Source organism: Klebsiella sp. RCJ4 (assembly GCF_009025755.1).
Taxonomy (GTDB): Bacteria; Pseudomonadota; Gammaproteobacteria; order Enterobacterales; family Enterobacteriaceae; genus Klebsiella; species Klebsiella michiganensis.
On the sequence record NZ_WCIN01000048.1, the window covers coordinates 1 to 23,420 of the forward strand.

Sequence of the window (23,420 nt, forward strand, 5' to 3'; positions counted from 1 at the left end):
GGCTGCCAAACCTGCAGAACGCACGAATCTGTAGCCCGGGCAAGGCGCGTCAAGCGCCGCCCCCGGGACGAAGCCACGCAAAGGCATCAGGCCGTCACATTTCCCGGAGGCGATGCTGCGCATCTGTCCGGGCTACTGGCCTGTGCCAATTGTAGCCACGGTAAACGCAGCGCGACGGTAGAATAACGCAGCATTAAGGTATTGCGGATTGTTGTGATTTTCGAGGAAATGGCAGATAGCAAAAAAGCGCCTTTAGGGCGCTTTTTTACATTGGTGGGTCGTGCAGGATGACTCGCTTCGCTCGCCCTACGGGCCGTTGCTGACGTAACGTTATCCTTCACGCTTAACATCTGAGTTTGATGTTAAATTGGTGGGTCGTGCAGGATTCGAACCTGCGACCAATTGATTAAAAGTCAACTGCTCTACCAACTGAGCTAACGACCCCTTGCGGGTTTACTGCTAACTGGAACGATTCAGGATGATGGGTCGTGCAGGATGACTCGCTTTCGCTCGCCCTACGGGCCGTTGCTGACGCAACGTTATCCTTCACGCTTAACATCTGACTGCGATGTTAAATTGGTGGGTCGTGCAGGATTCGAACCTGCGACCAATTGATTAAAAGTCAACTGCTCTACCAACTGAGCTAACGACCCGCTCGGGTACTGCCTGAATATTCTTCACTCGTCACCAATTCGAAATTGGTGGGTCGTGCAGGATGACTCGCTTTCGCTCGCCCTACGGGCCGTGGCTGACGCAACGTTATCCTTCACGCTTAACATCTGAGTTTGATGTTAAATTGGTGGGTCGTGCAGGATTCGAACCTGCGACCAATTGATTAAAAGTCAACTGCTCTACCAACTGAGCTAACGACCCGAGTGGTGGGTGATGACGGGATCGAACCGCCGACCCCCTCCTTGTAAGGGAGGTGCTCTCCCAGCTGAGCTAATCACCCGATACTGCGCTGGATACATCTTTTAACGGTGGGTCGTGCAGGATGACTCGGCTTCGCCTCGCCCTACGGGCCGTTGCTGACGCAACGTTATCCTTCACGTTTTACTATCGCGTTCCACCAGAACGATTGGTGGGTCGTGCAGGATTCGAACCTGCGACCAATTGATTAAAAGTCAACTGCTCTACCAACTGAGCTAACGACCCACTATTTTCGCCGCTTTGGGCTTGTTCGATATCCCTTGGCAACGGCGGCATATATTACTGATTTCAGAATTCAGCGCAACAACAATTTAGATAAAGATTGCTTAACTGCTTAGGATTCATGCGACAAGACCAGAAATGATGCGATTTCTGGTCATGCCATAATCATCCGAGTGCGTTAAGGCGTTTTTGCGCTTGTTTGGCCCCGTCGGTGCCAGGAAATTTACTGACCACCTGCTGGTAAACCGCCTTCGCTTTTGCGGTATCGCCTTTGTCCTGCATGATCACGCCGACTTTAAACATCGCATCGGGCGCCTTCGGGGATTTAGGGTAGTTTTTCACCACGGAAGCGAAATAGTACGCCGCATCGTCCTTTTTACCCTTGTTGTAATTCAGCTGACCGAGCCAGTAGTTGGCGTTCGGCTGATACGTTGAATCGGGGTACTTTTTGACGAAGTTCTGGAAAGCCGCCATCGCATCGTCCTGGCGAGAGGGATCCTTCACCAGCGCGATAGCCGCGTTGTAATCGGTATTGGCATCACCGGTCTGCGCCGGGGCGCCTGACGAGGCCGCTGGCGCCGTCCCGCTAGCCGCAGCGCCCTGATCGCCCGCTGACGTCTGGGTTTGCGCTCCCGCTGCGCCGCCACCGCTGCTCAGACCGTCGATCTGCAGCAGGATCTGCTTCTGGCGCTCAACAACCTGATTCAGCTGATACTGGCTTTCCTGAATTTGACCGCGCAGGGAATCAATATCGGACTGATTATCGGAGAGTTGTTGCTGGAGTTGGGTTAAAAGCTGGCTGTGCGCATTGGAAATACGCTCGAGTTGAGTGACGCGGTCTTCGACCGAGCCTGAGCCGACACTACTGATTGGCGCCTGAGCAAAAGCGGCCCAGGGGGCCGCTATGCCAACCAGTAACGACAGACTCAATAGATGATGTCTGAAGTTACTGCTCATGCAATTCTCTTAGTAAACCAGTACGGCGCGACGGTTTTTGGCGTAAGCCGCTTCGTCATGGCCCAGTACTGCAGGTTTTTCTTTACCGTAAGAAACGATGGAGATCTGGTCAGCAGAAACACCTTTGCCCTGCAGATACATCTTAACGGCGTTAGCACGACGCTCACCCAGAGCGATGTTGTATTCCGGCGTACCACGCTCATCCGCATGACCTTCTACGGTCACTTTGTAGGACGGATTGCTGCGCAGGAAGTTTGCGTGCGCGTCCAGCATTGCAGCGAAGTCAGAACGGATATCGTATTTGTCCAGATCGAAGTAAACGATATTGTTCTGCTGCAGCTGTTGCATCTGCAGACGAGCCTGCTCTTCGGAAGACATGTTGCCGCCGTTAGCGTTACCGTCCATACCAGTGCCGGCACCCAGCATGCCTTCACCGCTCTGGTCGTTGCTGGCGTTCTTGTTAGAAGAACACGCCGCGATTGCCATAACCGGCAGAGCGATCAACAGCCCTTTCAGCACTTTGTTCAGTTGCATTTCTTTGATTCCTTTAATAATCAATTATTTATTATCACAGATACGGCGACCAGGCAGGTGATTTTACCTGTCCATCAGTTGCCGGAAGACGCGCTTTGAAACGCCCATCTGTAGAAACCAGATTCAGCACGGATCCCATCCCCTGAGAAGAGCTGTAGATTACCATAGTGCCGTTAGGTGCCAGACTTGGCGTTTCATCTAAAAACGTTGATGACAGAACCTGCACACCACCCGCTTCCAGATCTTGTTTGGCAATGTGCTGCTGACCACCGGCCGAGCTTACCATTACCATAGTTTTACCATCAGCGCTCACGTCAGCGTCCTGGTTTTGTGAACCTTCCCAGGTAATACGCTGCGGCGTGCCGCCATTAATATTGACTTTATACACCTGCGGACGACCGGCCTGGTCGGAAGTAAAGGCCAGGTTCTGGCTATCCGGGAACCAGCTTGGTTCGGTGTTATTGCTGCGACCGTTGGTCACCTGACGAATCTGGCCAGATCCCAGGTCCATCACGTACAGGTTCAGGCTACCGGTTTTCGACAGAGCGAAAGCCAGTTTGCTGCCGTCCGGCGAGAACGCCGGCGCGCCGTTATGCTGCGGGAACGAAGCAATCTGACGAACGGAGCCGTTAGCCAGCGTCTGCACAACCAGCGCAGAGCGTCCGCTTTCAAAGGTCACGTAGGCCAGCTTCGCGCCGTCCGGAGACCATGCCGGAGACATCAGCGGCTGGGTTGAACGGTGAACGAGGAACTGATTGTAGCCATCGTAGTCGGACACGCGCAGCTCGTACGGGAACTGGCCGCCGTTAGTCTGTACCACGTAGGCGATACGGGTACGGAAGGCGCCCTTAATACCGGTCAGCTTCTCAAATACGGCGTCGCTGGCAGCATGTGCGGCATAGCGCAGATACTGTTTCGTGACTTTAAAGGAGTTCTGCGCAAGTACGGTACCCGGCGCGCCACCGGTATCAACCAGCTGGTACGCCACGTTGTAGGAACCGTCAGGGTTTTGCGTCACCTGACCAACCACGACGGCGTCAACGCCCAGCGCAGACCATGCCGCCGGCTGCACTTCCTGAGCGCTACCCGGCTGCTGAGGCAGGCGAGAGCGATCGAGCGGGTTAAACTTGCCGCTGTTGCGCAGGTCAGCCGCCACGATACCGCCCACATCTTCCGGCGCAGCACCCTGCCCCGCCCACTGGAACGGCACAACGCCGATTGGGCGTGCCGAGTCGACCCCTTGGGTAATCTCGATGCGTACTTCTGCGTGCAGCACTGCCGCCCACAGCATTAAAAAACCAAATGCTACTCGTAATGCCTGCTTCATCATATCTCCCTTATCCAGGCGAAAAGCCCACGATAATTTAGCAGAATGTTAACAAACTCAAATACACAAAACTACCAAAACCCTGGGCCTACCGACGTTTGTTTTCCCCGCATAAACGGGGAAGATCGCTACAGTTTAAAGTCCAGTGTCGCATTTTTTATTCTTTCATAAACTGCCTGACTCGGCGGTTTAGGAATAGTCGCAGTTTTCGCAGCCGTCAATGCCGCCTGGCAAAGTGCCGGATCGCCCCCCTCAGATGTGATGCCTTTTAAAGTACCATCAGGGGCGAGATTAATATGCAACACGCACCGCTTGCCCTGATAAAGGCTCGCATCATACAGACGGCGCTGGATAGCTATCTGAATTTGCTTAGCATAAGCGCTTATTTCTGCGCCGTTATCACCGCCGTTAGCACCAGATGTTCCTGTGTCCTTCGAAGGCTGATTATTCCCTTTCGCTCCACCACCCGTTTTCGGCGCATTCTTACCGGAGCTCAGATCGCCGAGCAGGTCGTCAACGCCGCTTGCCTCTTTGGCCGCAGCGGCTTTCTTGGCGGCTGCTGCCTTAGCGGCGGCGGCTTTCGCCGCTTTGTCTGCGGCGGCCTTCTCTGCTGCTGCAGCTTTGGCTGCCGCGGCTTTCTCGGCGGCGGCTTTTTCCGCTGCGGCGGCTTTCTCGGCTGTCGCTTTCTCAGCAGCAGCTTTCTGCGCGGCGGCTTTTTCTGCCGCTTTTTCGGCGGCAGCTTTTTCAGCAGCGGCCTGTTTCGCCGCTTCCTGCTGCGCTTTTTTCTCTGCCTGCTGCTGCGCTTTCTTCTCGGCGTCCTGCTGAGCTTTCTTCGCCGCATCGGCTTCGGCTTTCTTCTGCGCGTCCGCGGCCGCTTTCGCGGCTTCTGCTTCCGCCTGTTTCTTCGCATCCGCCGCCGCTTTCGCCGCAGCGGCTTCGGCTGCTTTCGCCTGCGCATCGGCCTTCGCTTTTGCATCAGCGGCGGCTTTGGCGGCAGCTTCCTGCGCCTCTTTCGCCTGTGCGTCCGCTTTGGCTTTTGCCGCTGCGGCGGCTTTCGCCGCGGCTTCTTCCGCCTGCTTCTGCTGTTCTTTCGCCTCTTTAGCCGCTTCCTGCGCCTGCAGACGATCCTGTTCCAGCTGTTTCAGCCGTTCCTGCTCGGCGGCCTGTTTTTCACGTAGCTCTTCCGCCTGCTGCTGAGCCTGCTTTTCACGCTGCTCGGCGGCGCGGCGGGCGCTGGCCTGCTGCTGCTGTTGACGGTCATAATTCTTCACAACCGCCCCCGGATCGACCATTACCGCATCGATAGAGGAACCTCCGCCACCCCCGGCAGAAGCATCCAGATGCTCGTCAAACGAACTCCAGATCAGCAGCGCTATCAATACGATGTGCAGCGCGACTGATACTATGATCGCTCGTTTAAGCTTGTCGTTTTGTTCGGTTGCCTTTGACACTATCGGTTCCCAAAAACTGTTCGCCTGTTCCCGTTAAATGACGTCGGCCACGAGACGCTGTTGTCCCAAAGCCGACGTGCTGGCGGGCGTGCATATTGCGAGCGATTAGATCGGCTTGGTCATCAAGCCAACCGATTTAACCCCTGCGCTGTGCAACAGGTTAAGCGCTTTAATAATCTCATCGTATGGCACCTCTTTAGCACCGCCGATCAGGAACACCGTTTTCTCATTCGCCTCAAGTCGACGCCTGGCTTCCGCAATAACCTGTTCCGGCGGCAGCTGCGATAACGTTTCCGGGCCAACCTTCACGCTGTACTGCCCGACGCCGGAGACTTCAACGATCACCGGCGGCTCATCGTTGCTTTTCACCGCCTGCGACTCCGTTGCGTCCGGTAGGTCGACCTCTACGCTCTGCGTAATGATCGGCGCTGTCGCCATAAAGATCAGCAACAGCACCAACAGGACATCCAGCAGCGGAACGATGTTGATCTCGGACTTCAGTTCGCGACGTCCGCGTCCACGTGCTCTGGCCATGGCTTACCCCTTATTGCTTTCGCTGCTGGTAAACGCCTGACGGTGCAAAATGGCGGTGAACTCTTCCATAAAGTTGTCGTAGTTCAGCTCAAGTTTGTTCACGCGCTGGTTCAGACGGTTATAGGCCATAACCGCCGGGATAGCGGCAAAAAGACCAATTGCCGTCGCGATGAGCGCTTCTGCGATACCCGGCGCGACCATTTGCAGCGTCGCCTGTTTTACCGCGCCCAGCGCGATAAAGGCATGCATGATCCCCCATACGGTACCAAACAGACCGATATATGGGCTGATAGAACCCACCGTACCGAGGAACGGGATGTGGGTTTCCAGGGTTTCCAGCTCGCGGTTCATCGAAATACGCATGGCGCGCGACGCCCCTTCGACAATCGCTTCCGGCGCATGGCTGTTCGCACGATGCAGACGCGCAAACTCTTTGAAGCCGCTGTAGAAGATTTGTTCCGAACCGGTCAGATTATCGCGACGACCCTGGCTTTCCTGGTACAAACGAGAAAGCTCGATACCGGACCAGAACTTATCTTCAAACGCTTCGGCCTCACGTGACGCCGAATTGAGGATACGCGTTCTCTGAATAATGATGGCCCAGGAGGCGATGGAAAAACAAACTAAAATCAACATGATAAGTTTAACCAGAAGGCTCGCCTTCAGGAACAAATCAAGGATATTCATCTCAGTCACTGCTTAAACTCCGCGACAATAGACTTGGGAAGCGCACGAGGCTTCATTAAGAGTGGATCAACGCACACGATAAGAACCTCAGCTTCATTCAAAACGACGTTCTCGGCGTTGACGATTCGCTGCGTGAAAACCAGGGTAGCTCCTCGCATTGAGGTTATCTCCGTCTGGATTTCGAGCATGTCGTCGAGTCTGGCGGGCGCAAAATACTCCAGCGTCATTTTGCGAACCACAAAGGCAACTCGTTCAGCCAGCAAAACCTGTTGGCTGAAGTGATGATGGCGCAGCATCTCTGTGCGTGCTCTTTCATAGAAAGCGACGTAGCTGGCGTGGTAAACCACACCACCGGCGTCGGTGTCTTCGTAATAGACCCGAACCGGCCATCGAAACAGCGTTGTATTCACTTTACATCCCGGTAATGCAACAAAAGGTTAGTGCTTTCAAACTTCGCTACTATACGCGCGGGAATCGTGGTTTGGAATGGGGGAAAGTAAACGAGGAGTAAATTTTTATGGGCTTATGCAAGCCCATATGGTTAACAGAGATTTCTTATTCAAAAGAAGAAAAAGAACAGGCCCAAAACGAGCACAATATCAGCGATAAGCGGACAAAAAATTCCCTGCCAGTGAATGGCGCGCGGGCGGAAGCCCACGCCGTGGATAACGCCGGTACAAACCGCCCACATCAGCAGGAAGCCGTGCCAGATTTCCAGCTCGCTGGTTTTGGCCGCAAAGCGCGACGGATCCCAGAAGATGCAGCCCGCTAGCGCCAGCGCCATCAATAAGGAAAGCGCCCTTAACGGGCGCTTGTCCATTATCGCATACATATACTTTATCATTCACTTCGCCTCTTTGTTGGCTACGTCTGCTTACCCCAGTCACTTACTTGTGTAAGCTCCTGGGGATTCACAGACTTGCCGCCTCGATGCAACCCGAATGATTTCGTATATCGCATCACGATAATACTCATCAGTGTTCTTCTTTACCTGCTTTGGTGGCTTCCACGTGCTCAAGCGCCAGCGCGGTAATCACCCCAAAAGCACAGGCAAGAAGCGTTCCCAAAATCCATGCGAAATACCACATATATAGCTCCTTACCTTAGTACAGCGAGTGGGTGTTCTTTTCGATGTCTTCGCGAGTGATGCGACCGAACATTTTCCAGTAACACCAGGCGGTGTAGGCCAGAATAATCGGTACGAAGACAATCGCCACGTAAGTCATCAGGTTCAGCGTCAGCTGGCTGGAGGTCGCATCCCACATGGTCAGGCTCGCGTTCATCGCCGTGCTTGATGGCATAATGAACGGGAACATGGCGATACCGGCAGTCAGAATGATGCACGCCAGCGTCAGCGAGGAGAACAGAAACGCCCATGCGCCTTTATCCGCTTTTGTCGAGATGACGGTCAGCAGCGGCAGCGCCACGCCCAGAGCAGGAATCGCCCACAGCGCCGGCATGTTATTAAAGTTCACCATCCACGCGCCGGCTTCACGCGCGACTTCTTTGGTCAGCGGGTTAGACGGGCCGGTATGATCCATCACCGATTTCACCACATAACCGTCGATACCGTAGTAGACCCAAACGCCCGCCAGCGCGAAGCAGACCAGCGTCACCAGCGCCGCCACCGTAGACACGGAGCGGGTGCGCAGGTGCAGTTCACCCACGGTACGCATCTGCAGGTAGGTCGCGCCCTGCGTCAGGATCATCGCCACGCTAACAATACCGGCCAGCAGGCCAAACGGATTCAGCAGCTGGAAGAAGTTACCGGTGTAGTACAGGCGCAGATATTCATCAACGTGGAACGGAACGCCCTGCAGCAGGTTGCCGAACGCCACGCCAATCACCAGCGGCGGCACGAAGCTGCCAACGAAGATGCCCCAGTCCCACATGTTACGCCAGCGGTTGTCCTCAATCTTCGAGCGGTAGTCGAAACCCACCGGACGGAAGAATAAAGACGCCAGCACCAGGATCATGGCCACATAGAAGCCGGAAAACGCGGCGGCGTAAACCATCGGCCAGGCGGCAAACAGCGCGCCGCCGGCGGTGATCAGCCACACCTGGTTTCCGTCCCAGTGCGGGGCAATGGCGTTAATCATAATTCGACGCTCGGTGTCGTTACGACCGAGGAAACGGGTGAGCATCCCCACCCCCATGTCGAAGCCATCGGCGACGGCAAAACCAATAAGCAAAATGCCGATCAGCAGCCACCAGATAAAACGCAATACTTCATAATCGATCATTTGACGACTCCTGTCTTAGCGTGCCGACTGAATAGCCGCAGAGGACTGTTCAAAGTGGTAGCGACCGGTTTTCAGGCTGCTTGGTCCTTTACGGGCAAACTTGAACATGAGGAACAGTTCAGCCACCAGGAACAGCGTGTACAGGCCACAAATCAGCACCATAGAGAAGATCAGGTCGCCCGCGGTCAGCGACGAGTTCGCGACGGCCGTCGGCAGCACCTCACCAATAGCCCACGGCTGACGGCCATATTCGGCGACAAACCAGCCCGATTCAACGGCAATCCACGGCAGCGGCAGGCCATAGAACGCGGCGCGCAGCAGCCATTTTTTCTCACCGATGCGGTTGCGAATCACGCTCCAGAAGGAGGCGCCGATAATCAACAGCATCAGCACGCCGCACGCTACCATAATACGGAAGGCGAAGTAGAGCGGCGCCACGGCAGGAATAGAGTCCTTGGTCGCCAGAGCAATCTGCTCTTCCGTCGCGTCAGAGACGTTGTCGGTATAGCGTTTCAGCAGCAGACCGTAGCCCAGATCTTTCTTCACGTCGTTAAAGCGATCGCGCACGGCCTGGTCGGTTGAACCGGCACGCAGCTGTTCCAGCAGCGCGTAAGCTTTCATCCCGTTACGGATACGCTCTTCGTGCTGAACCATGAGGTCTTTCAGGCCGGTAACCTGTTTATCCACGGATCGAGTCGCAATGATGCCCAGCGCGTAAGGAATTTGAATCGCGAAGCGGTTCTCCTGCGCCTTCTGATCGGGAATACCAAACAGGGTAAAGGCCGCCGGAGCAGGCTGAGTTTCCCATTCAGCTTCGATAGCCGCCAGTTTGGTTTTCTGCACGTCGCCCATTTCGTAGCCGGATTCATCACCGAGAACGATAACGGAGAGAATCGCCGCCATACCGAAGCTGGCTGCGATAGCGAAGGAGCGCTTGGCAAAAGCGAAGTCGCGGCCTTTAAGCATATACCAGGAGCTGATGGCAAGAATGAACATCGCGCCGGTCACGTAGCCTGACGCCACGGTATGAACGAACTTAACCTGAGCAACCGGGTTCAGGACCAGCTCAGAGAAGCTGACCATCTCCATACGCATGGTTTCAAAGTTGAAGTCCGACGCAATCGGGTTCTGCATCCAGCCGTTAGCGACGAGGATCCACAGCGCCGACAGGTTGGAGCCCAGCGCCACCAGCCAGGTCACGGCCATGTGCTGAACTTTGCCCAGACGATCCCAACCGAAGAAGAACAGACCGACAAAGGTAGATTCGAGGAAGAAGGCCATCAAACCTTCAATGGCCAGCGGCGCACCGAAGATATCGCCCACATAGTGAGAGTAGTAAGACCAGTTAGTCCCGAACTGGAACTCCATGGTCAGACCGGTTGCCACACCCAGCGCGAAGTTGATACCAAACAACTTGCCCCAGAACTTGGTCATATCTTTATAAATCTGTTTGCCGGAAAGGACGTAGACCGTTTCCATGATGGCCAGCAGGAACGCCATACCTAGCGTCAGCGGCACAAACAGGAAGTGGTACATCGCGGTCAAGGCAAACTGTAAGCGCGACAGTTCGACTATATCTAACATCATGACTCCTTGCTCATCGCATGAAGACTCCGAGAGTGAACCCCGTTAGAAAGGGTCACACGCATGCCCCAATACAAATTTATTTGCTTCTTCTCGTCACGCCCGTTTTCTCATGCAAGAAAACGATAGTAATGAGAAGTTACAAACATGTTAACAAAACACCCAAATTGATCCCGTGATTATATTACGCTGCAAAACCCTTACAATAAATAGGTTTTTATTGTGATAAATTTGCAGTTTTCGACAGCGATCAATTTATAGCGAAAATACCAGATTTCGGTCAATTTGATCCGCGACAATTTAACTCCATTTCGCGACCTTTTCCAAGTTTTAAACATTGATTTAAATCAATTTTCATTTTAAATGTTAATTATGTATACCGTGTACCGTACAGGTAAACACTAGGTTAACAATATGTTTTTCAAGAGTATCAACGGTTACTGAAAATGATAGTCCATTTATTTCGCCGCGGAGGGGAATTTAATGGGATGAGCGCTGGGCGCATTAATCCGGGCATCAGCTGACAATGTCGTGTAGCTCACAGATTTTTTTTATCAAGTTAATGCCCTAAATTTTTTTGCTTATTACATTTATCATTGCGTTTACTTTCAATTAACACAGATGCGTAACTATCTCATTATCAAGTAAATGCGGCGTACATTCTCTTTCTTGTCGTTTTGTGACGCAACGCACCCTGCTCTTTATGCAGCAGACTTTCCCCCTACGCTTTTATCCACCCCGGAAAGCAGCTCTCCTGCCCCACTCCGCCATTCAACAAAAATGAAATATTAAATAAACAAATCATCATTTTATATCTTTAATCTAACAAATTTGCCGTGACGCATATAAAAAACCGCACATAAATTCCGTTACTATGTTCACAGAAAAATTTAAAGAATTGTATTTACCGCTTATTATCAAAGGCAAAATATAAAATAAGACCTTGCTCACAAACATCGCAATCTATTTATTAAAAAGATCTAAACAGAAATAACCCCCAGACAATAAAAAACCAACAACTATATGATAAAAAAGGATTTTTTAAAGAAAAATCAAAAACAAGACTTTTTTGAAAGATATTCTGAAAATAGATCAATTGCTTCCCCCCTTCGAACCACAGACACTCCAGCCCTATTAACAGGCGGCCATCATCAACGCTGCAAATATTAGAAAGTCGTTTTTATTTTTATACCATCAGCCTTACAGAGGATTACCCATGAAGAAATCAACACTTGTTATTGGCGTCATTGGTGCTGACTGCCATGCAGTAGGCAACAAAGTCCTGGACCGCGTTTTTACTGCCCATGATTTTCGCGTAATCAATCTGGGGGTGATGGTCAGTCAGGATGAATATATCGATGCCGCTATCGAAACCGGCGCGGACGCCATCGTTGTGTCGTCTATTTACGGCCACGGCGATATCGACTGCCTGGGACTGCGCGAACGCTGCATCGAACGCGGTATCGGCGATATTCTTCTTTACGTTGGCGGTAACCTGGTGGTCGGTAAGCATGATTTTGCCGACGTCGAGGCCAAATTCAAAGAGATGGGCTTCAATCGCGTCTTTGCCCCAAGCCACGATCTGGAAGACGTCTGCAGGCTGATGGCGAACGATATCAACCAGCGCCACGGCGTTGAACAGCAGTGTCTGGAAGAGGCTATCTGATGCAAACCGTCTCTGTCGATATCGGCTCGACGTGGACCAAAGCGGCCCTCTTCGCACAGGAGGGGGATGAGCTGACGCTGGTAAATCACGTTCTGACCCCGACCACTACCCATCACCTGGCGGAAGGCTTTTTTGCCAGCCTGAACCGGGTGCTTAACGTTGCCGATGCGCGCCCGTTGCTGCACCGCGGTGACGTCACGCTGAAATACTCTTCATCGGCAAAAGGCGGTCTTGCCGTTGCCGCGATGGGTCTGGTGCCGTCCATCACCCTGGAATCAGCAAAAGTCACCGCCCACTCGGCGGGGGCCAAAATCGCCCAATACTACGCCTACAAACTCAACCGCCACGATATCCAGGCGCTGGAAGCCACGCCGCCGGATATCCTGCTATTTACCGGCGGAACCGACGGCGGCGAGGAGAGCTACGGCCTGGCCAACGCCCATGCGCTGGCGGAGTCAACGCTCGACTGCGCCATTATCTATGCCGGAAACCGGGATATTCAGGACGAGGTTCAGGCCATCCTTGGCCACAAAGATTTGACCACGGTAGACAACATTCTGCCCGATCTCGATCACCCTAATCCCTACGCTGCCCGCAAGGCGATTTGCGATGTCTTCTTATCCCGAATCGTCAAAGGTAAAGGGCTGGACGTGATTGTCGCGGAAACCGGCGAAGAGCCGATGCCAACGCCGTGGACCGTCTACGAGCTGGTAAAAACCATCAGCCATTACGACAGCGCGTGGAAAGAGTTCATGCTGATCGATATGGGCGGCGCCACCACCGACGTCTACTCCGCCAGCGCCAACACGCTCTCGCCGGATACCGTTCTGCACGGGGTTCCGGAACCGTTTGTTAAACGTACGGTAGAAGGCGATCTCGGCATGCGCGTTTCAGCTGTCGTGGTCGGTGAAAGTACTCAGGAGCTGGTGAACGTGGTGTTTGCCCACCAGCCGCAGCGTCAGGAGGCCTTTTACCGCTACCTGCGCCATCTGGTCGCTCAGCCGGATTATCTGCCGCTCAACGAGGAAGAAAAATATTTCGACACCGTGCTGGCCGGGCTGTGCGTCGGCTACGCCAGCGAACGCCACGCGGGCACCAAAAAGCAGGTCTGCACCTGCGTGGGCAACGTCGATTTACAGATGGGCCGCGATCTGACCCCCGTGCGTAAAGTCGTCGGTTCCGGTGGATGGCTCTCCCGCGCCAGCGGCTTCGACATCCACCGCTGGCTGAAATACCGCGAACTGGATGACGACGGCAGACGCATTCTCCTGCCAACCCGGTTTGATTATTACCGCGATGCAAAAGGCCTGCTTCCGCTGCTGGCAAACGTTGCCAGGCTCTACCCCGAGCTCGCCGCTCGCACCAGCATTCACTGTTTAACCCTATAAATGAAGGCAGCTACGAATGGAACTTCGAAATAAAAAATTAACCCACGACGAATTCATGACCGAGCGGCATCAGGTATTGCAGACCTGGCATACCGGCAAGGACGTTGAGCACTTCGAAGATGGCGTGAAGTACCAGCAAACCATTCCTGAGAAAAAACGCTTTTCTCACGCTCTGCTTAAGGCCGACCAGGAGGGTAAAACCCTGAGCCAGCCGCGCGCGGGCGTGGCGCTGATGGATGAACATATTGCGCTGCTCAAAACCCTGCAGGAAGAGTGCGATCTGCTGCCCAGCACCATCGATGCCTATACCCGCCTCAACCGTTACGAAGAAGCGGCGGTCGGCATACAGAAATCCATCGAGGCGGGAACCTCCAAACTGAATGGTTTGCCGGTGGTTAACCACGGCGTCGCCGCCTGCCGCCGGATGACCGAAGCGCTGGAAAAACCGGTCCAGGTACGTCACGGTACGCCAGACGCGCGCCTGCTGGCGGAAATCTCCATGGCCAGCGGCTTTACCAGCTACGAAGGCGGCGGTATCTCCTACAACATTCCCTACGCCAAGCGCGTCACCCTGGAGAAGTCGATTCGCGACTGGCAGTACTGCGACCGCCTGATGGGCCTGTATGAAGAACACGGCATTCGTATTAACCGCGAACCGTTCGGCCCGCTGACCGGCACCCTGATCCCACCGTTTATGTCCCACGCGGTGGCCATTATCGAAGGTCTGCTGGCGCTGGAACAGGGCGTCAAGTCAATCACCGTCGGCTACGGCCAGGTCGGCAGCCTCACCCAGGACATCGCGGCAATTAAATCTCTTCGTGAACTCTCCCACGAATACTTTGGCAATTATGGATTCGACGATTACGAGCTGAGTACCGTCTTCCACCAGTGGATGGGCGGCTTTCCGGAAGATGAATCAAAAGCCTTTGCCATTATCTCCTGGGGCGCGGCGGTAGCCGGGATGTCCGGCGCCACCAAAGTGATCACCAAGAGCCCGCATGAAGCGTTCGGTATTCCCACCGCGGCGGCCAACGCGCAGGGGCTGAGGGCATCCCGCCAGATGCTCAATATGGTCAGCGATCAGAAGTTCCCGCCCTGCGCCGCGGTTGAGCAGGAAGTGGAGCTGATAAAAAGCGAGGTTCGCGCGGTGCTGAAGAAAGTGTTCGAGCTGGGCAACGGCGACATCGCCCGCGGTACGGTGCTGGCCTTTGAAGCGGGCGTCCTGGACGTGCCTTTTGCCCCCGCATCCTGCAACGCGGGCAAAATTTTGCCGGTTCGCGACAATGCCGGCGCCATTCGCGTGCTTGAAGCCGGCGCGGTTCCGCTGCCGAAGGACATCCTCGCCCTGCACCACGATTACGTCGCTGAACGTGCGCATTTTGAAGGACGCAAACCCTCATTCCAGATGGTTGTTGATGACATCAACGCGGTATCCCACAGTAAATTAATAGGAAGACCATAATGAAAATTAAACAGGCCCTTTTCACCGCTGGCTACTCTTCATTCTATTTTGACGATCAGCAGGCGATTAAAAACGGCGCGGGTCATGATGGGTTCATTTATACCGGTGCTCCGGTAACGCCAGGCTTCACCTCGGTACGCCAGGCGGGTGAATGCGTATCCGTCCAGCTGATTCTGGAAAACGGCGCGGTGGCGGTCGGTGACTGTGCCGCCGTACAGTACTCCGGCGCGGGCGGCCGCGACCCGCTGTTCCTGGCGGAGAACTTTATCCCGTTCCTCAACGATCATATCAAACCGCTGCTGGAGGGCCGCGATGTCGATACCTTCCTGCCGAACGCCCGCTTCTTCGACAAGCTGCGCATCGACGGTCATCTGCTGCATACCGCCGTCCGCTACGGTCTTTCCCAGGCGCTGCTCGACGCCACCGCGCTGGCCAGCGGCCGCCTGAAGGCGGAGGTGGTTTGCGACGAATGGCAGCTGCCCTGCATACCGGAAGCGATTCCGTTATTTGGTCAGAGCGGCGACGACCGCTACATCGCCGTGGACAAAATGATCCTCAAAGGCGTTGACGTCCTGCCGCATGCGCTCATTAACAACGTCGAAGAGAAGCTGGGTCTCAAAGGGGAAAAACTGCGTGAGTATGTCCGCTGGCTATCCGACCGCATCTTAAGCCTGCGCACCAGCCCCCGCTATCGCCCCACGCTGCATATCGACGTGTACGGCACCATCGGCCTGATTTTCGATATGGATCCGGTTCGCTGCGCCGACTATATCGCCAGCCTGGAGAAAGAGGCGCAGGGCCTGCCGCTCTACATAGAAGGCCCGGTGGATGCGGGTAATAAACCGGACCAGATCCGTATGCTCACGGCCATTACCAAAGAGCTGACCCGCCTCGGTTCCGGCGTAAAAATTGTCGCCGACGAGTGGTGTAACACCTACCAGGACATCGTTGACTTTACCGATGCCGGCAGCTGCCACATGGTGCAGATCAAAACCCCGGATCTCGGCGGCATTCATAACATCGTGGACGCGGTGCTGTACTGCAACAAACACGCGATGGAAGCCTATCAGGGCGGTACCTGTAACGAAACCGAGATCAGCGCCCGCACCTGCGTTCACGTCGCGCTGGCCGCGCGTCCGATGCGCATGCTGATCAAGCCGGGCATGGGCTTCGACGAAGGTCTTAATATCGTGTTTAACGAAATGAACCGCACCATCGCGCTGTTGCAGACTAAGGATTAAGAGATGGCTCGTACCTTTAAGATCTTATCGCCGACGGCAATCCTCGGCTATGGCTTCCCGGAAGAGAGCTTTCGTAAAGCTATGGAGGCATCGCCGGATCTGATTGCCGTTGACGCCGGTTCATCCGATCCCGGCCCCCACTATCTGGGGGCAGGCAAACCTTTTACCGACCGGGCCGGGGTGAAACGCGATCTGCGCTATATGATCGTCGCCGGCGTGAAGAACAACATACCGGTGGTAATCGGCACCGCTGGAGGATCCGGCGCCGCGCCGCATCTGGAGTGGTGTCGGCAGATCATCCATGAGATTGCGCAGGAAGAAAAACTGTCGTTCTCCATGGCACTGATCCCGTCTGATGTCGATAAAGCCATCGTTCATCAGGCGCTGGATAACGGCAAAATCACCGCCCTGGACTTTGTGCCTGAACTGACCCACGAGGCCATTGAAGAGAGTACCTATATCGTCGCCCAGATGGGGATCGAACCCTTTCAGCGGGCGCTGGCCGCCGGCGCCCAGGTGGTGCTTGGCGGCCGGGCGTACGATCCGGCCTGCTTCGCGGCGCTGCCGATTATGCAGGGCTTTGACGAGGGGCTCGCCCTGCACTGCGGCAAGATCCTCGAATGCGCGGCCATTGCCGCCACGCCGGGCTCCGGTTCCGACTGCGCCATGGGGATTATCGACGACAGCGGCTTTACGCTGAAAGCGTTTAATCCAAAGCGTAAGTTTACCGAAACCTCTGCGGCGGCGCATACGCTGTACGAGAAGTCCGATCCGTATTTCCTGCCCGGTCCGGGCGGCGTGCTGAACCTGAAAGGATGCACCTTCAAAGCCGTCAACGAAGGCGAGGTTTACGTCAGCGGTTCTCGTCATGAAGCGACGCCGTACGCGCTGAAGCTGGAAGGCGCGCGGCGGGTCGGCTTCCGCTGCCTGACCATTGCCGGAACGCGCGATCCGATCATGATTGCCGGAATCGATAATATTCTTGAAGAGGTACAGACCAGCGTCGCACGCAACCTCTCCCTGAACGATGACAGCATCCGCATGACCTTCCATCTGTATGGAAAGAACGGCGTGATGGGCAATCACGAACCGATAGAAACCGCCGGGCACGAACTGGGCATCCTGCTTGATGTCGTTGCGCCAACCCAGGATATCGCCAACAGCGTCTGTTCGCTGGTGCGCTCTACCCTGCTGCACTACGGCTATGAAAACCGCATTGCCACCGCGGGCAACCTCGCCTTCCCGTTCTCGCCTTCCGATATTCAGAGCGGTCCGGTGTATGAGTTCTCAATCTATCACCTGATCGAAGCCAGCGACGCGCTGCGCTTTGACTTCCATATCGAACAGGTGACGCCAGAAGGAGTTCAGGCATGAAACAATCCCTATGCTCACTGGCGCAGGTGATCCGCTCCAAAAACGCCGGACCGTATGAACTGGTTTTAGATATTTTATTTAAAACCCGGGAAGATTATCAGCGGGTCAAACGTTCTGAGCAATTAACCCCGCAGCTTATTGCTGGTTTATATAACGTAAAGCCTGATTTTATTCATCGTATTATCTGGTTCGATCCGGCCAACGCGGTAAAAATCGTCATGCCGCGGGATATTATTTCCGGCAACGTCGGGGACAATGATGTTTATGGTGCTCAGCAGCATGCGCCGCTATTAAGTATTGAGTTCGATTTCTAATTCTATATCCAATGGATTTCGAGTTGCATTGAGGTGGCAACTGAGAGACAAATTCGTCAGGAACGAATTTGAACAGCCGGAGGCTGCCTTCGGTGAGGGACATGGATGTCCCTCATTCATCCCCAGGAGCTTACATCCGTAAGTGACTGGGGTGAGCAAAGGCAGCCAACAAAAATGCAGATTGAAAGACGACGGATATAAAAATACAACAACATCCATTGGTATACAGGATTTCGCTGTATCACTGTATTCCAGACAATTTATGCGGTTAGTCACCACAGGGGTACGTCTGCGCTGCTGCCTGGCGCAGGCGTACGCCGCCCTACACCACTTCACGACTAACCCTGTTCCGATGGAGTAAATATGAAAAAAATAAGTTTAACCAAAATGATCATATTAGGCCTGATACTCGGCATGATTGCCGGGGTGATCATTAATAATATGGCATCAGCAGATACAGCAAAATCCTATGCGCAGGATATTTCCATTTTTACCACTATATTTTTACGCCTGGTAAAAATGATTATCGCCCCGCTGGTAATATCAACGCTGGTGGTCGGCATCGCCAAAATGGGCGATGCGAAAACGCTCGGGCGCATATTCTCTAAAACCTTTTTCCTGTTTATTTGCGCCTCGCTGCTGTCGATTGCGCTGGGTCTGGTGATCGTCAATCTGTTCCAGCCAGGCGCGGGCATCAACTTTGTCCCCCACGATGCCGGAGCCGTGGCCGCCGTTCAGTCCGAGCCCTTCACCCTGAAAGTATTTATCTCGCACGCGGTACCCACCAGCATCGTTGATGCGATGGCGCGCAACGAAATTCTGCAAATCGTGGTGTTCTCTATTTTCCTCGGCTGCAGCCTGGCGGCGATCGGCGAAAAAGCCGAGCCCATTGTGAAGGTGCTCGATTCGCTGGTCCACGTGATGCTGAAGCTCACAGGGTACGTCATGCTGTTCGCGCCGCTGACCGTTTTCGCCGCCATCTCCGGGCTGATTGCCGAGCGCGGTCTTGGCGTGATGGTCAGCGCCGGGATCTTTATGGGTGAGTTCTACCTGACGCTGGGCATGCTGTGGGCAATCCTGATTGGCCTGTCGACGGTGATTGTCGGCCCATGTATCAGCCGTCTGACCAAAGCGATCTTCGAGCCCGCGCTGCTGGCCTTCACCACATCCAGCTCAGAAGCCGCCTTCCCAGGAACCCTCGATAAGCTGGAAAAATTCGGCGTCTCTTCCAAAATAGCCAGCTTCGTCCTGCCCATCGGTTACTCCTTTAACCTGGTCGGCTCCATGGCCTACTGCTCGTTCGCCACGGTGTTTATCGCCCAGGCCTGTAACGTCCACCTCAGCATGGGCGAGCAGATCACCATGCTGTTGATCCTGATGCTGACCTCCAAAGGGATGGCGGGCGTGCCGCGCGCCTCAATGGTGGTTATCGCCGCGACGCTGAACCAGTTCAACATTCCGGAAGCGGGCCTGATCCTGCTGATGGGCGTCGACCCGTTCCTCGATATGGGTCGCTCCGCCACCAACGTGATGAGTAACGCCATGGGCGCCGCCATCGTTGGCCGTTGGGAAGGCGAGCATTACGGAGAAGGCTGCCGCGGCACCGCCCCGGTCAAAAAACCGGAGCAGGAGCGCCCTGCCAGCGAAACGTCCGAAGTGGCGATGTCCTGACAGCAAAATGGCTATGAGCCCCAGGCCGGATACGTCCGGCCCGGTTCCCTCCAATCATCCCAACGGGACACACCATGAACGTGAAATTTCTTGGCACCTGCATCTTAACCGCCAGCTTACTGTTTAGCGCCGCCGCGCAGGCGCAAAGCGCGCCGGACTACGCCAGCATCATCGAGCAGGCACATCAGAAATATAAGAGTAATCACGACGGTAAAGTCGCCGACTATATCCCTGCCCTGGCGAGCTATAGCCCGAATAATTTCGCCATTACGCTCGCGACGGTCGAAGGCAAAATTTACCAGACCGGCGACGTGACAAAAGCCTTTCCGATGGAATCATTAAGTAAAGTTTTCACCCTGGCGCTGGCGATGGAGCAGCGCGGGCCGCAGGAGGTGCTGGATAAACTCGGCGCGAACGCGACCGGCCTGCCCTTCAATTCCGGCTTAGCCGTGGAGCTCACGCAAGGCGCGCCGGAGAACCCGTTAGTCAACGCCGGCGCCATGAGCACCGTGAGCCTGATTGCGGCGAAAGACAAAACCGACCGCTGGAACAACATTCTCAACAACCTCAACGCCTGGGCCGACAGCTCCCTGAGCGTTAACGAGCCGGTATTTCAATCCGAAATGGAGACCAATCAGCATAACCAGGCGCTGGCGATGCTGATGAATTCATACCGCAGCTTCTATGGCGACCCTCAGGAAGCCGTCGAAATCTACACCCGTCAGTGTTCGGTGGATATCACCGTTGAGCAGCTCGCCAAAATGGGGGCCGTACTCGCCAACAATGGCAAATCACCGTTCAACGGCAAGCAGCTGCTCACCGCCAGCTACGTCCCGCAGGTGCTGGCGGAAATGGCGATCGCCGGGCTGTACGACGGCAGCGGCAAATGGCTGTACACCGTCGGTATCCCGGCAAAATCCGGCGTTGGCGGCGGAATGGTCGCCGTCGTTCCCGGGCAATACGCTATCGCCGTCTACTCCCCTCCGCTGGATGCAGCCGGCAACAGCGTCCGCGCCCAGCAGACCATCGAGTACGTCGCGAATGCGACGCGGGCCAATCTCTTTTTAGCGAAATAGTGAGAAGTAAAATGTCGAAACCCTTTGTCTGGCAGGAACTTTTTGTTCAGAGCAACGATAATACCGAATATGAACTGCTAACGAATCAACATGTTAAGGTGACAGAGTTAGATGGAGAAGAGGTCATCAAGGTTGCGCCGGAAGCGTTAACATTGCTGGCTCAGCAGGCATTTTATGAGGCGTCGTTTTTCCTGCGCGCCGGGCACTTAAAGCAGATCGCCAGCATCCTGCACGACCCGCAGGCCAGCGGCAACGATAAATACGTTGCGCTACAGCTGCTGCGCAACGCCGAAGTCTCGGCAAAAGGCGTGCTGCCAAACTGCCAGGATACCGGGACCGCCACCATCGTCGCGAGCAAAGGCCAGAACGTCTGGACCGGAGGCAACGACGCGGAAGCTCTGAGTCAGGGCATCTACACCACCTTTCAGGAAAACAATTTACGCTATTCGCAAAATGCCCCCCTTGATATGTATACCGAGGTCAACACCGAGACCAACCTGCCCGCGCAGATTGATATCAGCGCGGTGCCGGGCAGTGAATACCGCTTCCTCTTCGTCAATAAAGGCGGCGGTTCGGCGAACAAAGCCGCACTATTTCAGGAAACAAAATCTATTCTGCAGCCGGAAAAACTCACCGCCTTCCTGATTGAAAAAATGAAGGCGCTGGGCACCGCCGCCTGCCCGCCGTACCACATCGCCTTTGTGGTGGGGGGCCTGTCGGCGGACCAGGCGTTGAAGGTGGCGAAGCTGGCTTCGACAAAATATTACGACAATCTGCCCACCAGCGGAAACGAACTGGGCCAGGCGTTTCGCGATACGTCGCTGGAAGCGGCGCTGCTCAAAGCCAGCCGCGAGTTCGGCATCGGCGCACAGTTTGGCGGCAAATACTTCGCCCACGACATTCGCGTGATTCGCCTGCCGCGGCACGGCGGCTCCTGCCCTATCGCAATGGCGCTTTCCTGCTCCGCCGACCGAAACATCAAAGCCAAAATCAACAAACACGGCATCTGGCTGGAGAAGCTGGAACATAACCCGGGCAAGTTTATCCCTGATTCTCAGCGCATAGAAAACGGGGCGCAGACCGTCCAGCTCGATCTGAACCGGCCGCTGCGCGACATCCTCCACGACCTGTCAGCCCTGCCCGTGGGCACCCGGCTATCGCTGAGCGGTCCGATTGTCGTCGCCCGCGACATCGCCCATGCCCAAATCAAAGCGCGTCTGGATAACGGCGAACCGATGCCGGAGTATATGCGCAAGCATATTGTCTACTACGCCGGCCCGGCGAAAACGCCGAATAATCTGGCCTGCGGCTCGCTGGGCCCCACCACCGGCGGACGCATGGATGGGTATGTTGACGCTTTCCAGGCGGCGGGCGGCAGTCTGATCATGCTTTCCAAAGGCAACCGCAGCCAGCAGGTGACCGAGGCCTGCCATAAACACGGCGGCTTTAATCTCGGCAGCATCGGCGGCGCGGCGGCCCTGCTGGCGCAGCAGTATGTGAAAAGTTTGCGCTGCCTGGAGTATCCGGAGCTGGGCATGGAAGCGGTATGGATGATGGAAGTCGAAAATCTGCCCGCGTTTGTGCTGGTTGACGACAAAGGCAACAACTTCTTTAGCCAGTTCGAGCAGCAGCACCGCTGCGCCACCTGTCCGGCAGGACACTAAGGAGCATTTATGCACGCGCGAGGCAATCCCGACCGCCATCGTCAGCGCCAGCAGAAGCTGAAAACGCAGGTTGCTACCCGCGTGGCGGCGGCAACGGAGCAAAAAGGCATTCTGATCGTCTTCACCGGCAACGGAAAAGGTAAATCCACCGCCGCCTTCGGTACGGCAACGCGCGCCGTCGGCCACGGTAAGCGCGTCGGTGTTGCCCAGTTCATTAAAGGCCAGTGGGATAATGGAGAGTACAACACGCTGTATCCACTCGGCGTTGAGTTCCACATTATGGGCACCGGCTTTACCTGGGAAACGCAAAACCGGGAGGCAGATATCGAGGCGGCGTCGGCCGTATGGCAGGAGAGCAAGCGCATGCTGGCCGACCCGAGCTACGATCTGGTGGTGCTGGATGAACTTACCTATATGCTGGCGTATCACTATCTGGATACTCAGGAAGTGATCGCGGCGATAGAGAATCGTCCGCCGCGGCAGAACGTGATTGTCACCGGCCGCGGCTGCCATTCCCGGCTGCTGGAGCTTGCCGATACGGTTAGTGAGCTGCGTCCGGTGAAGCACGCCTTTGACAGCGGTATTCAGGCGCAGGTGGGAATCGACTGGTAGTTTTACCCGGCTCGCGCTGCGCTTAGCCGGGCTACGAGTTCACAGCGTTCTGCGGGCCGGTAGCCCGGACAGATGCGCAGCATCGCCTCCGGGAAACTCAGCCACTCTGCGCTATGCTCCCGGGGGCGGCGCTCGACGCGCCTTGCCCGGGCTACGGGTTCACCGCCGTCTGCGGGCCGGTAGCCAGGACAGATGCGCAGCATCGCCTCCGGGAAATGATGCCGCTCTGCGCTATGCTCCCGGGGGCGGCGCTCGACGCGCCTTGCCCGGGCTACAGGTTCACCGCCGTCTGCGGGCCGGTAGCCCGGACAGATGCGCAGCATCGCCTCCGGGGAATTCAGCCACGCTGCGCACCGCTCCCGGGGGCGGCGCTCGACGCGCCTTGCCCGGGCTACGGGTTCACATTCGTCTGCGGGCCGATAGCCCGGACAGATGCGCAGCATCGCCTCCGGGAAACTCAGCCACTCTGCGCTATGCTCCCGG

20 protein-coding genes, 5 tRNA genes and 1 pseudogene are annotated in these 23,420 nt (G+C 55.5%); 10 read left to right on the forward strand and 16 right to left on the reverse strand.

Features of this window, described 5'->3' with window-relative positions; all coding sequences use genetic code 11:
- Window positions 1–368: 368 nt before the first annotated feature.
- From F8562_RS27595 to cydA, 16 genes are all read right to left on the reverse strand, one after another.
- A tRNA-Lys gene (locus F8562_RS27595) sits at window positions 369–444 on the reverse strand.
- Between the two features lie 133 nt (window positions 445–577).
- A tRNA-Lys gene (locus F8562_RS27600) sits at window positions 578–653 on the reverse strand.
- Between the two features lie 144 nt (window positions 654–797).
- Window positions 798–873 (reverse strand) — tRNA-Lys (locus F8562_RS27605).
- Between the two features lie 3 nt (window positions 874–876).
- Window positions 877–952: transfer RNA gene (locus tag F8562_RS27610), tRNA-Val, on the reverse strand.
- Between the two features lie 127 nt (window positions 953–1,079).
- Window positions 1,080–1,155: transfer RNA gene (locus F8562_RS27615), tRNA-Lys, on the reverse strand.
- A gap of 162 nt (window positions 1,156–1,317) precedes the next feature.
- On the reverse strand, window positions 1,318–2,109 hold the full coding sequence (cpoB, locus tag F8562_RS27620; RefSeq protein ID WP_004848965.1) for a cell division protein CpoB: 792 nt from the start codon (window positions 2,107–2,109) through the stop codon (window positions 1,318–1,320).
- A gap of 9 nt (window positions 2,110–2,118) precedes the next feature.
- The gene (gene pal, locus F8562_RS27625) at window positions 2,119–2,643 is read right to left on the reverse strand and encodes a peptidoglycan-associated lipoprotein Pal (RefSeq protein ID WP_004100337.1); all 525 of its coding nucleotides are present in this window, start codon (window positions 2,641–2,643) and stop codon (window positions 2,119–2,121) included.
- Between the two features lie 34 nt (window positions 2,644–2,677).
- A complete protein-coding gene (gene tolB, locus F8562_RS27630; protein ID WP_004133400.1) occupies window positions 2,678–3,970 on the reverse strand; it encodes a Tol-Pal system beta propeller repeat protein TolB in 1,293 nt (430 codons plus the stop codon).
- A gap of 128 nt (window positions 3,971–4,098) precedes the next feature.
- Window positions 4,099–5,421 carry a cell envelope integrity protein TolA gene (gene tolA, locus F8562_RS27635; RefSeq protein WP_094909289.1) on the reverse strand — a complete coding sequence of 441 codons (1,323 nt, stop codon included), beginning with the start codon at window positions 5,419–5,421 and terminating at the stop codon, window positions 4,099–4,101.
- Window positions 5,422–5,526: 105 nt separating this feature from the next.
- Window positions 5,527–5,955 carry a colicin uptake protein TolR gene (gene tolR, locus F8562_RS27640; RefSeq protein WP_004130580.1) on the reverse strand — a complete coding sequence of 143 codons (429 nt, stop codon included), beginning with the start codon at window positions 5,953–5,955 and terminating at the stop codon, window positions 5,527–5,529.
- 3 nt (window positions 5,956–5,958) lie between these two features.
- A complete protein-coding gene (gene tolQ / locus F8562_RS27645; RefSeq protein WP_014228456.1) occupies window positions 5,959–6,651 on the reverse strand; it encodes a Tol-Pal system protein TolQ in 693 nt (230 codons plus the stop codon).
- On the reverse strand, window positions 6,648–7,052 hold the full coding sequence (gene ybgC / locus F8562_RS27650; RefSeq protein ID WP_004100330.1) for a tol-pal system-associated acyl-CoA thioesterase: 405 nt from the start codon (window positions 7,050–7,052) through the stop codon (window positions 6,648–6,650). The genes tolQ and ybgC overlap by 4 nt, the downstream gene beginning before the upstream one ends.
- A 149-nt stretch (window positions 7,053–7,201) precedes the next feature.
- Window positions 7,202–7,486, reverse strand: coding sequence for a cyd operon protein YbgE (gene ybgE, locus F8562_RS27655; RefSeq protein ID WP_004130577.1), 285 nt, complete (start codon window positions 7,484–7,486; stop codon window positions 7,202–7,204).
- Between the two features lie 130 nt (window positions 7,487–7,616).
- Window positions 7,617–7,730 carry a cytochrome bd-I oxidase subunit CydX gene (gene cydX, locus F8562_RS27660; RefSeq protein ID WP_004100325.1) on the reverse strand — a complete coding sequence of 38 codons (114 nt, stop codon included), beginning with the start codon at window positions 7,728–7,730 and terminating at the stop codon, window positions 7,617–7,619.
- Between the two features lie 15 nt (window positions 7,731–7,745).
- Window positions 7,746–8,885: a cytochrome d ubiquinol oxidase subunit II gene (cydB, locus tag F8562_RS27665; RefSeq protein WP_004848954.1), complete on the reverse strand. Its 1,140-nt coding sequence runs from the start codon at window positions 8,883–8,885 to the stop codon at window positions 7,746–7,748.
- Between the two features lie 15 nt (window positions 8,886–8,900).
- Window positions 8,901–10,469: a cytochrome ubiquinol oxidase subunit I gene (cydA, locus tag F8562_RS27670; RefSeq protein WP_004130574.1), complete on the reverse strand. Its 1,569-nt coding sequence runs from the start codon at window positions 10,467–10,469 to the stop codon at window positions 8,901–8,903.
- A gap of 1,216 nt (window positions 10,470–11,685) precedes the next feature.
- On the opposite strand from cydA, the gene glmS reads away from it, so the two are divergent.
- The 10 genes and pseudogenes from glmS to cobO all read left to right on the forward strand — a co-directional run bounded on the left by glmS (window position 11,686) and on the right by cobO (window position 22,937).
- The gene (gene glmS, locus F8562_RS27675) at window positions 11,686–12,135 is read left to right on the forward strand and encodes a methylaspartate mutase subunit S (protein ID WP_004848951.1); all 450 of its coding nucleotides are present in this window, start codon (window positions 11,686–11,688) and stop codon (window positions 12,133–12,135) included.
- Complete coding sequence (gene glmL / locus F8562_RS27680) at window positions 12,135–13,523, forward strand: methylaspartate mutase accessory protein GlmL (protein ID WP_014228454.1); 1,389 nt, start codon at window positions 12,135–12,137, stop codon at window positions 13,521–13,523. Before glmS ends, glmL begins: the two co-directional genes overlap by 1 nt.
- A 16-nt stretch (window positions 13,524–13,539) precedes the next feature.
- Window positions 13,540–14,985, forward strand: a complete 1,446-nt coding sequence (locus F8562_RS27685) for a methylaspartate mutase subunit E (RefSeq protein ID WP_004848945.1) — start codon at window positions 13,540–13,542, stop codon at window positions 14,983–14,985.
- A complete protein-coding gene (locus tag F8562_RS27690) occupies window positions 14,985–16,226 on the forward strand; it encodes a methylaspartate ammonia-lyase (protein ID WP_014837845.1) in 1,242 nt (413 codons plus the stop codon). Before F8562_RS27685 ends, F8562_RS27690 begins: the two co-directional genes overlap by 1 nt.
- 3 nt (window positions 16,227–16,229) lie before the next feature.
- On the forward strand, window positions 16,230–17,600 hold the full coding sequence (locus tag F8562_RS27695) for an acyclic terpene utilization AtuA family protein (protein ID WP_014837844.1): 1,371 nt from the start codon (window positions 16,230–16,232) through the stop codon (window positions 17,598–17,600).
- The gene (locus F8562_RS27700) at window positions 17,597–17,914 is read left to right on the forward strand and encodes a DUF4387 domain-containing protein (protein WP_004848939.1); all 318 of its coding nucleotides are present in this window, start codon (window positions 17,597–17,599) and stop codon (window positions 17,912–17,914) included. The genes F8562_RS27695 and F8562_RS27700 overlap by 4 nt, the downstream gene beginning before the upstream one ends.
- 363 nt (window positions 17,915–18,277) lie before the next feature.
- Window positions 18,278–19,556, forward strand: a pseudogene (locus F8562_RS27705) (dicarboxylate/amino acid:cation symporter); the annotation flags it as partial.
- 103 nt (window positions 19,557–19,659) lie between these two features.
- Complete coding sequence (gene glsA / locus F8562_RS27710) at window positions 19,660–20,661, forward strand: glutaminase A (RefSeq protein WP_014228450.1); 1,002 nt, start codon at window positions 19,660–19,662, stop codon at window positions 20,659–20,661.
- Window positions 20,662–20,672: 11 nt separating this feature from the next.
- Window positions 20,673–22,325 (forward strand): class I fumarate hydratase, encoded by a 1,653-nt coding sequence (locus F8562_RS27715; RefSeq protein WP_014228449.1) that lies wholly within the window; start codon window positions 20,673–20,675, stop codon window positions 22,323–22,325.
- A gap of 9 nt (window positions 22,326–22,334) precedes the next feature.
- Window positions 22,335–22,937: a cob(I)yrinic acid a,c-diamide adenosyltransferase gene (cobO, locus tag F8562_RS27720; RefSeq protein ID WP_014837843.1), complete on the forward strand. Its 603-nt coding sequence runs from the start codon at window positions 22,335–22,337 to the stop codon at window positions 22,935–22,937.
- The last annotated feature ends 483 nt before the right edge of the window (window positions 22,938–23,420 follow it).

Bases quoted from the DNA above. Each gene is read 5' to 3' on its own strand.
- F8562_RS27700 (WP_004848939.1), top strand. From the start codon at position 17,597: ATGAAACAATCCCTATGCTCACTGGCGCAGGTGATCCGCTCCAAAAAC.
- pal (WP_004100337.1), bottom strand. From the start codon at position 2,643: ATGCAACTGAACAAAGTGCTGAAAGGGCTGTTGATCGCTCTGCCGGTT.
- glsA (WP_014228450.1), top strand. From the start codon at position 19,660: ATGAACGTGAAATTTCTTGGCACCTGCATCTTAACCGCCAGCTTACTG.
- cydX (WP_004100325.1), bottom strand. From the start codon at position 7,730: ATGTGGTATTTCGCATGGATTTTGGGAACGCTTCTTGCCTGTGCTTTT.
- cydA (WP_004130574.1), bottom strand. From the start codon at position 10,469: ATGTTAGATATAGTCGAACTGTCGCGCTTACAGTTTGCCTTGACCGCG.
- F8562_RS27690 (WP_014837845.1), top strand. From the start codon at position 14,985: ATGAAAATTAAACAGGCCCTTTTCACCGCTGGCTACTCTTCATTCTAT.
- glmL (WP_014228454.1), top strand. From the start codon at position 12,135: ATGCAAACCGTCTCTGTCGATATCGGCTCGACGTGGACCAAAGCGGCC.
- cpoB (WP_004848965.1), bottom strand. From the start codon at position 2,109: ATGAGCAGTAACTTCAGACATCATCTATTGAGTCTGTCGTTACTGGTT.
- tolB (WP_004133400.1), bottom strand. From the start codon at position 3,970: ATGAAGCAGGCATTACGAGTAGCATTTGGTTTTTTAATGCTGTGGGCG.
- F8562_RS27695 (WP_014837844.1), top strand. From the start codon at position 16,230: ATGGCTCGTACCTTTAAGATCTTATCGCCGACGGCAATCCTCGGCTAT.
- glmS (WP_004848951.1), top strand. From the start codon at position 11,686: ATGAAGAAATCAACACTTGTTATTGGCGTCATTGGTGCTGACTGCCAT.
- F8562_RS27685 (WP_004848945.1), top strand. From the start codon at position 13,540: ATGGAACTTCGAAATAAAAAATTAACCCACGACGAATTCATGACCGAG.
- tolR (WP_004130580.1), bottom strand. From the start codon at position 5,955: ATGGCCAGAGCACGTGGACGCGGACGTCGCGAACTGAAGTCCGAGATC.
- cydB (WP_004848954.1), bottom strand. From the start codon at position 8,885: ATGATCGATTATGAAGTATTGCGTTTTATCTGGTGGCTGCTGATCGGC.
- cobO (WP_014837843.1), top strand. From the start codon at position 22,335: ATGCACGCGCGAGGCAATCCCGACCGCCATCGTCAGCGCCAGCAGAAG.
- F8562_RS27715 (WP_014228449.1), top strand. From the start codon at position 20,673: ATGTCGAAACCCTTTGTCTGGCAGGAACTTTTTGTTCAGAGCAACGAT.
- ybgE (WP_004130577.1), bottom strand. From the start codon at position 7,486: ATGATAAAGTATATGTATGCGATAATGGACAAGCGCCCGTTAAGGGCG.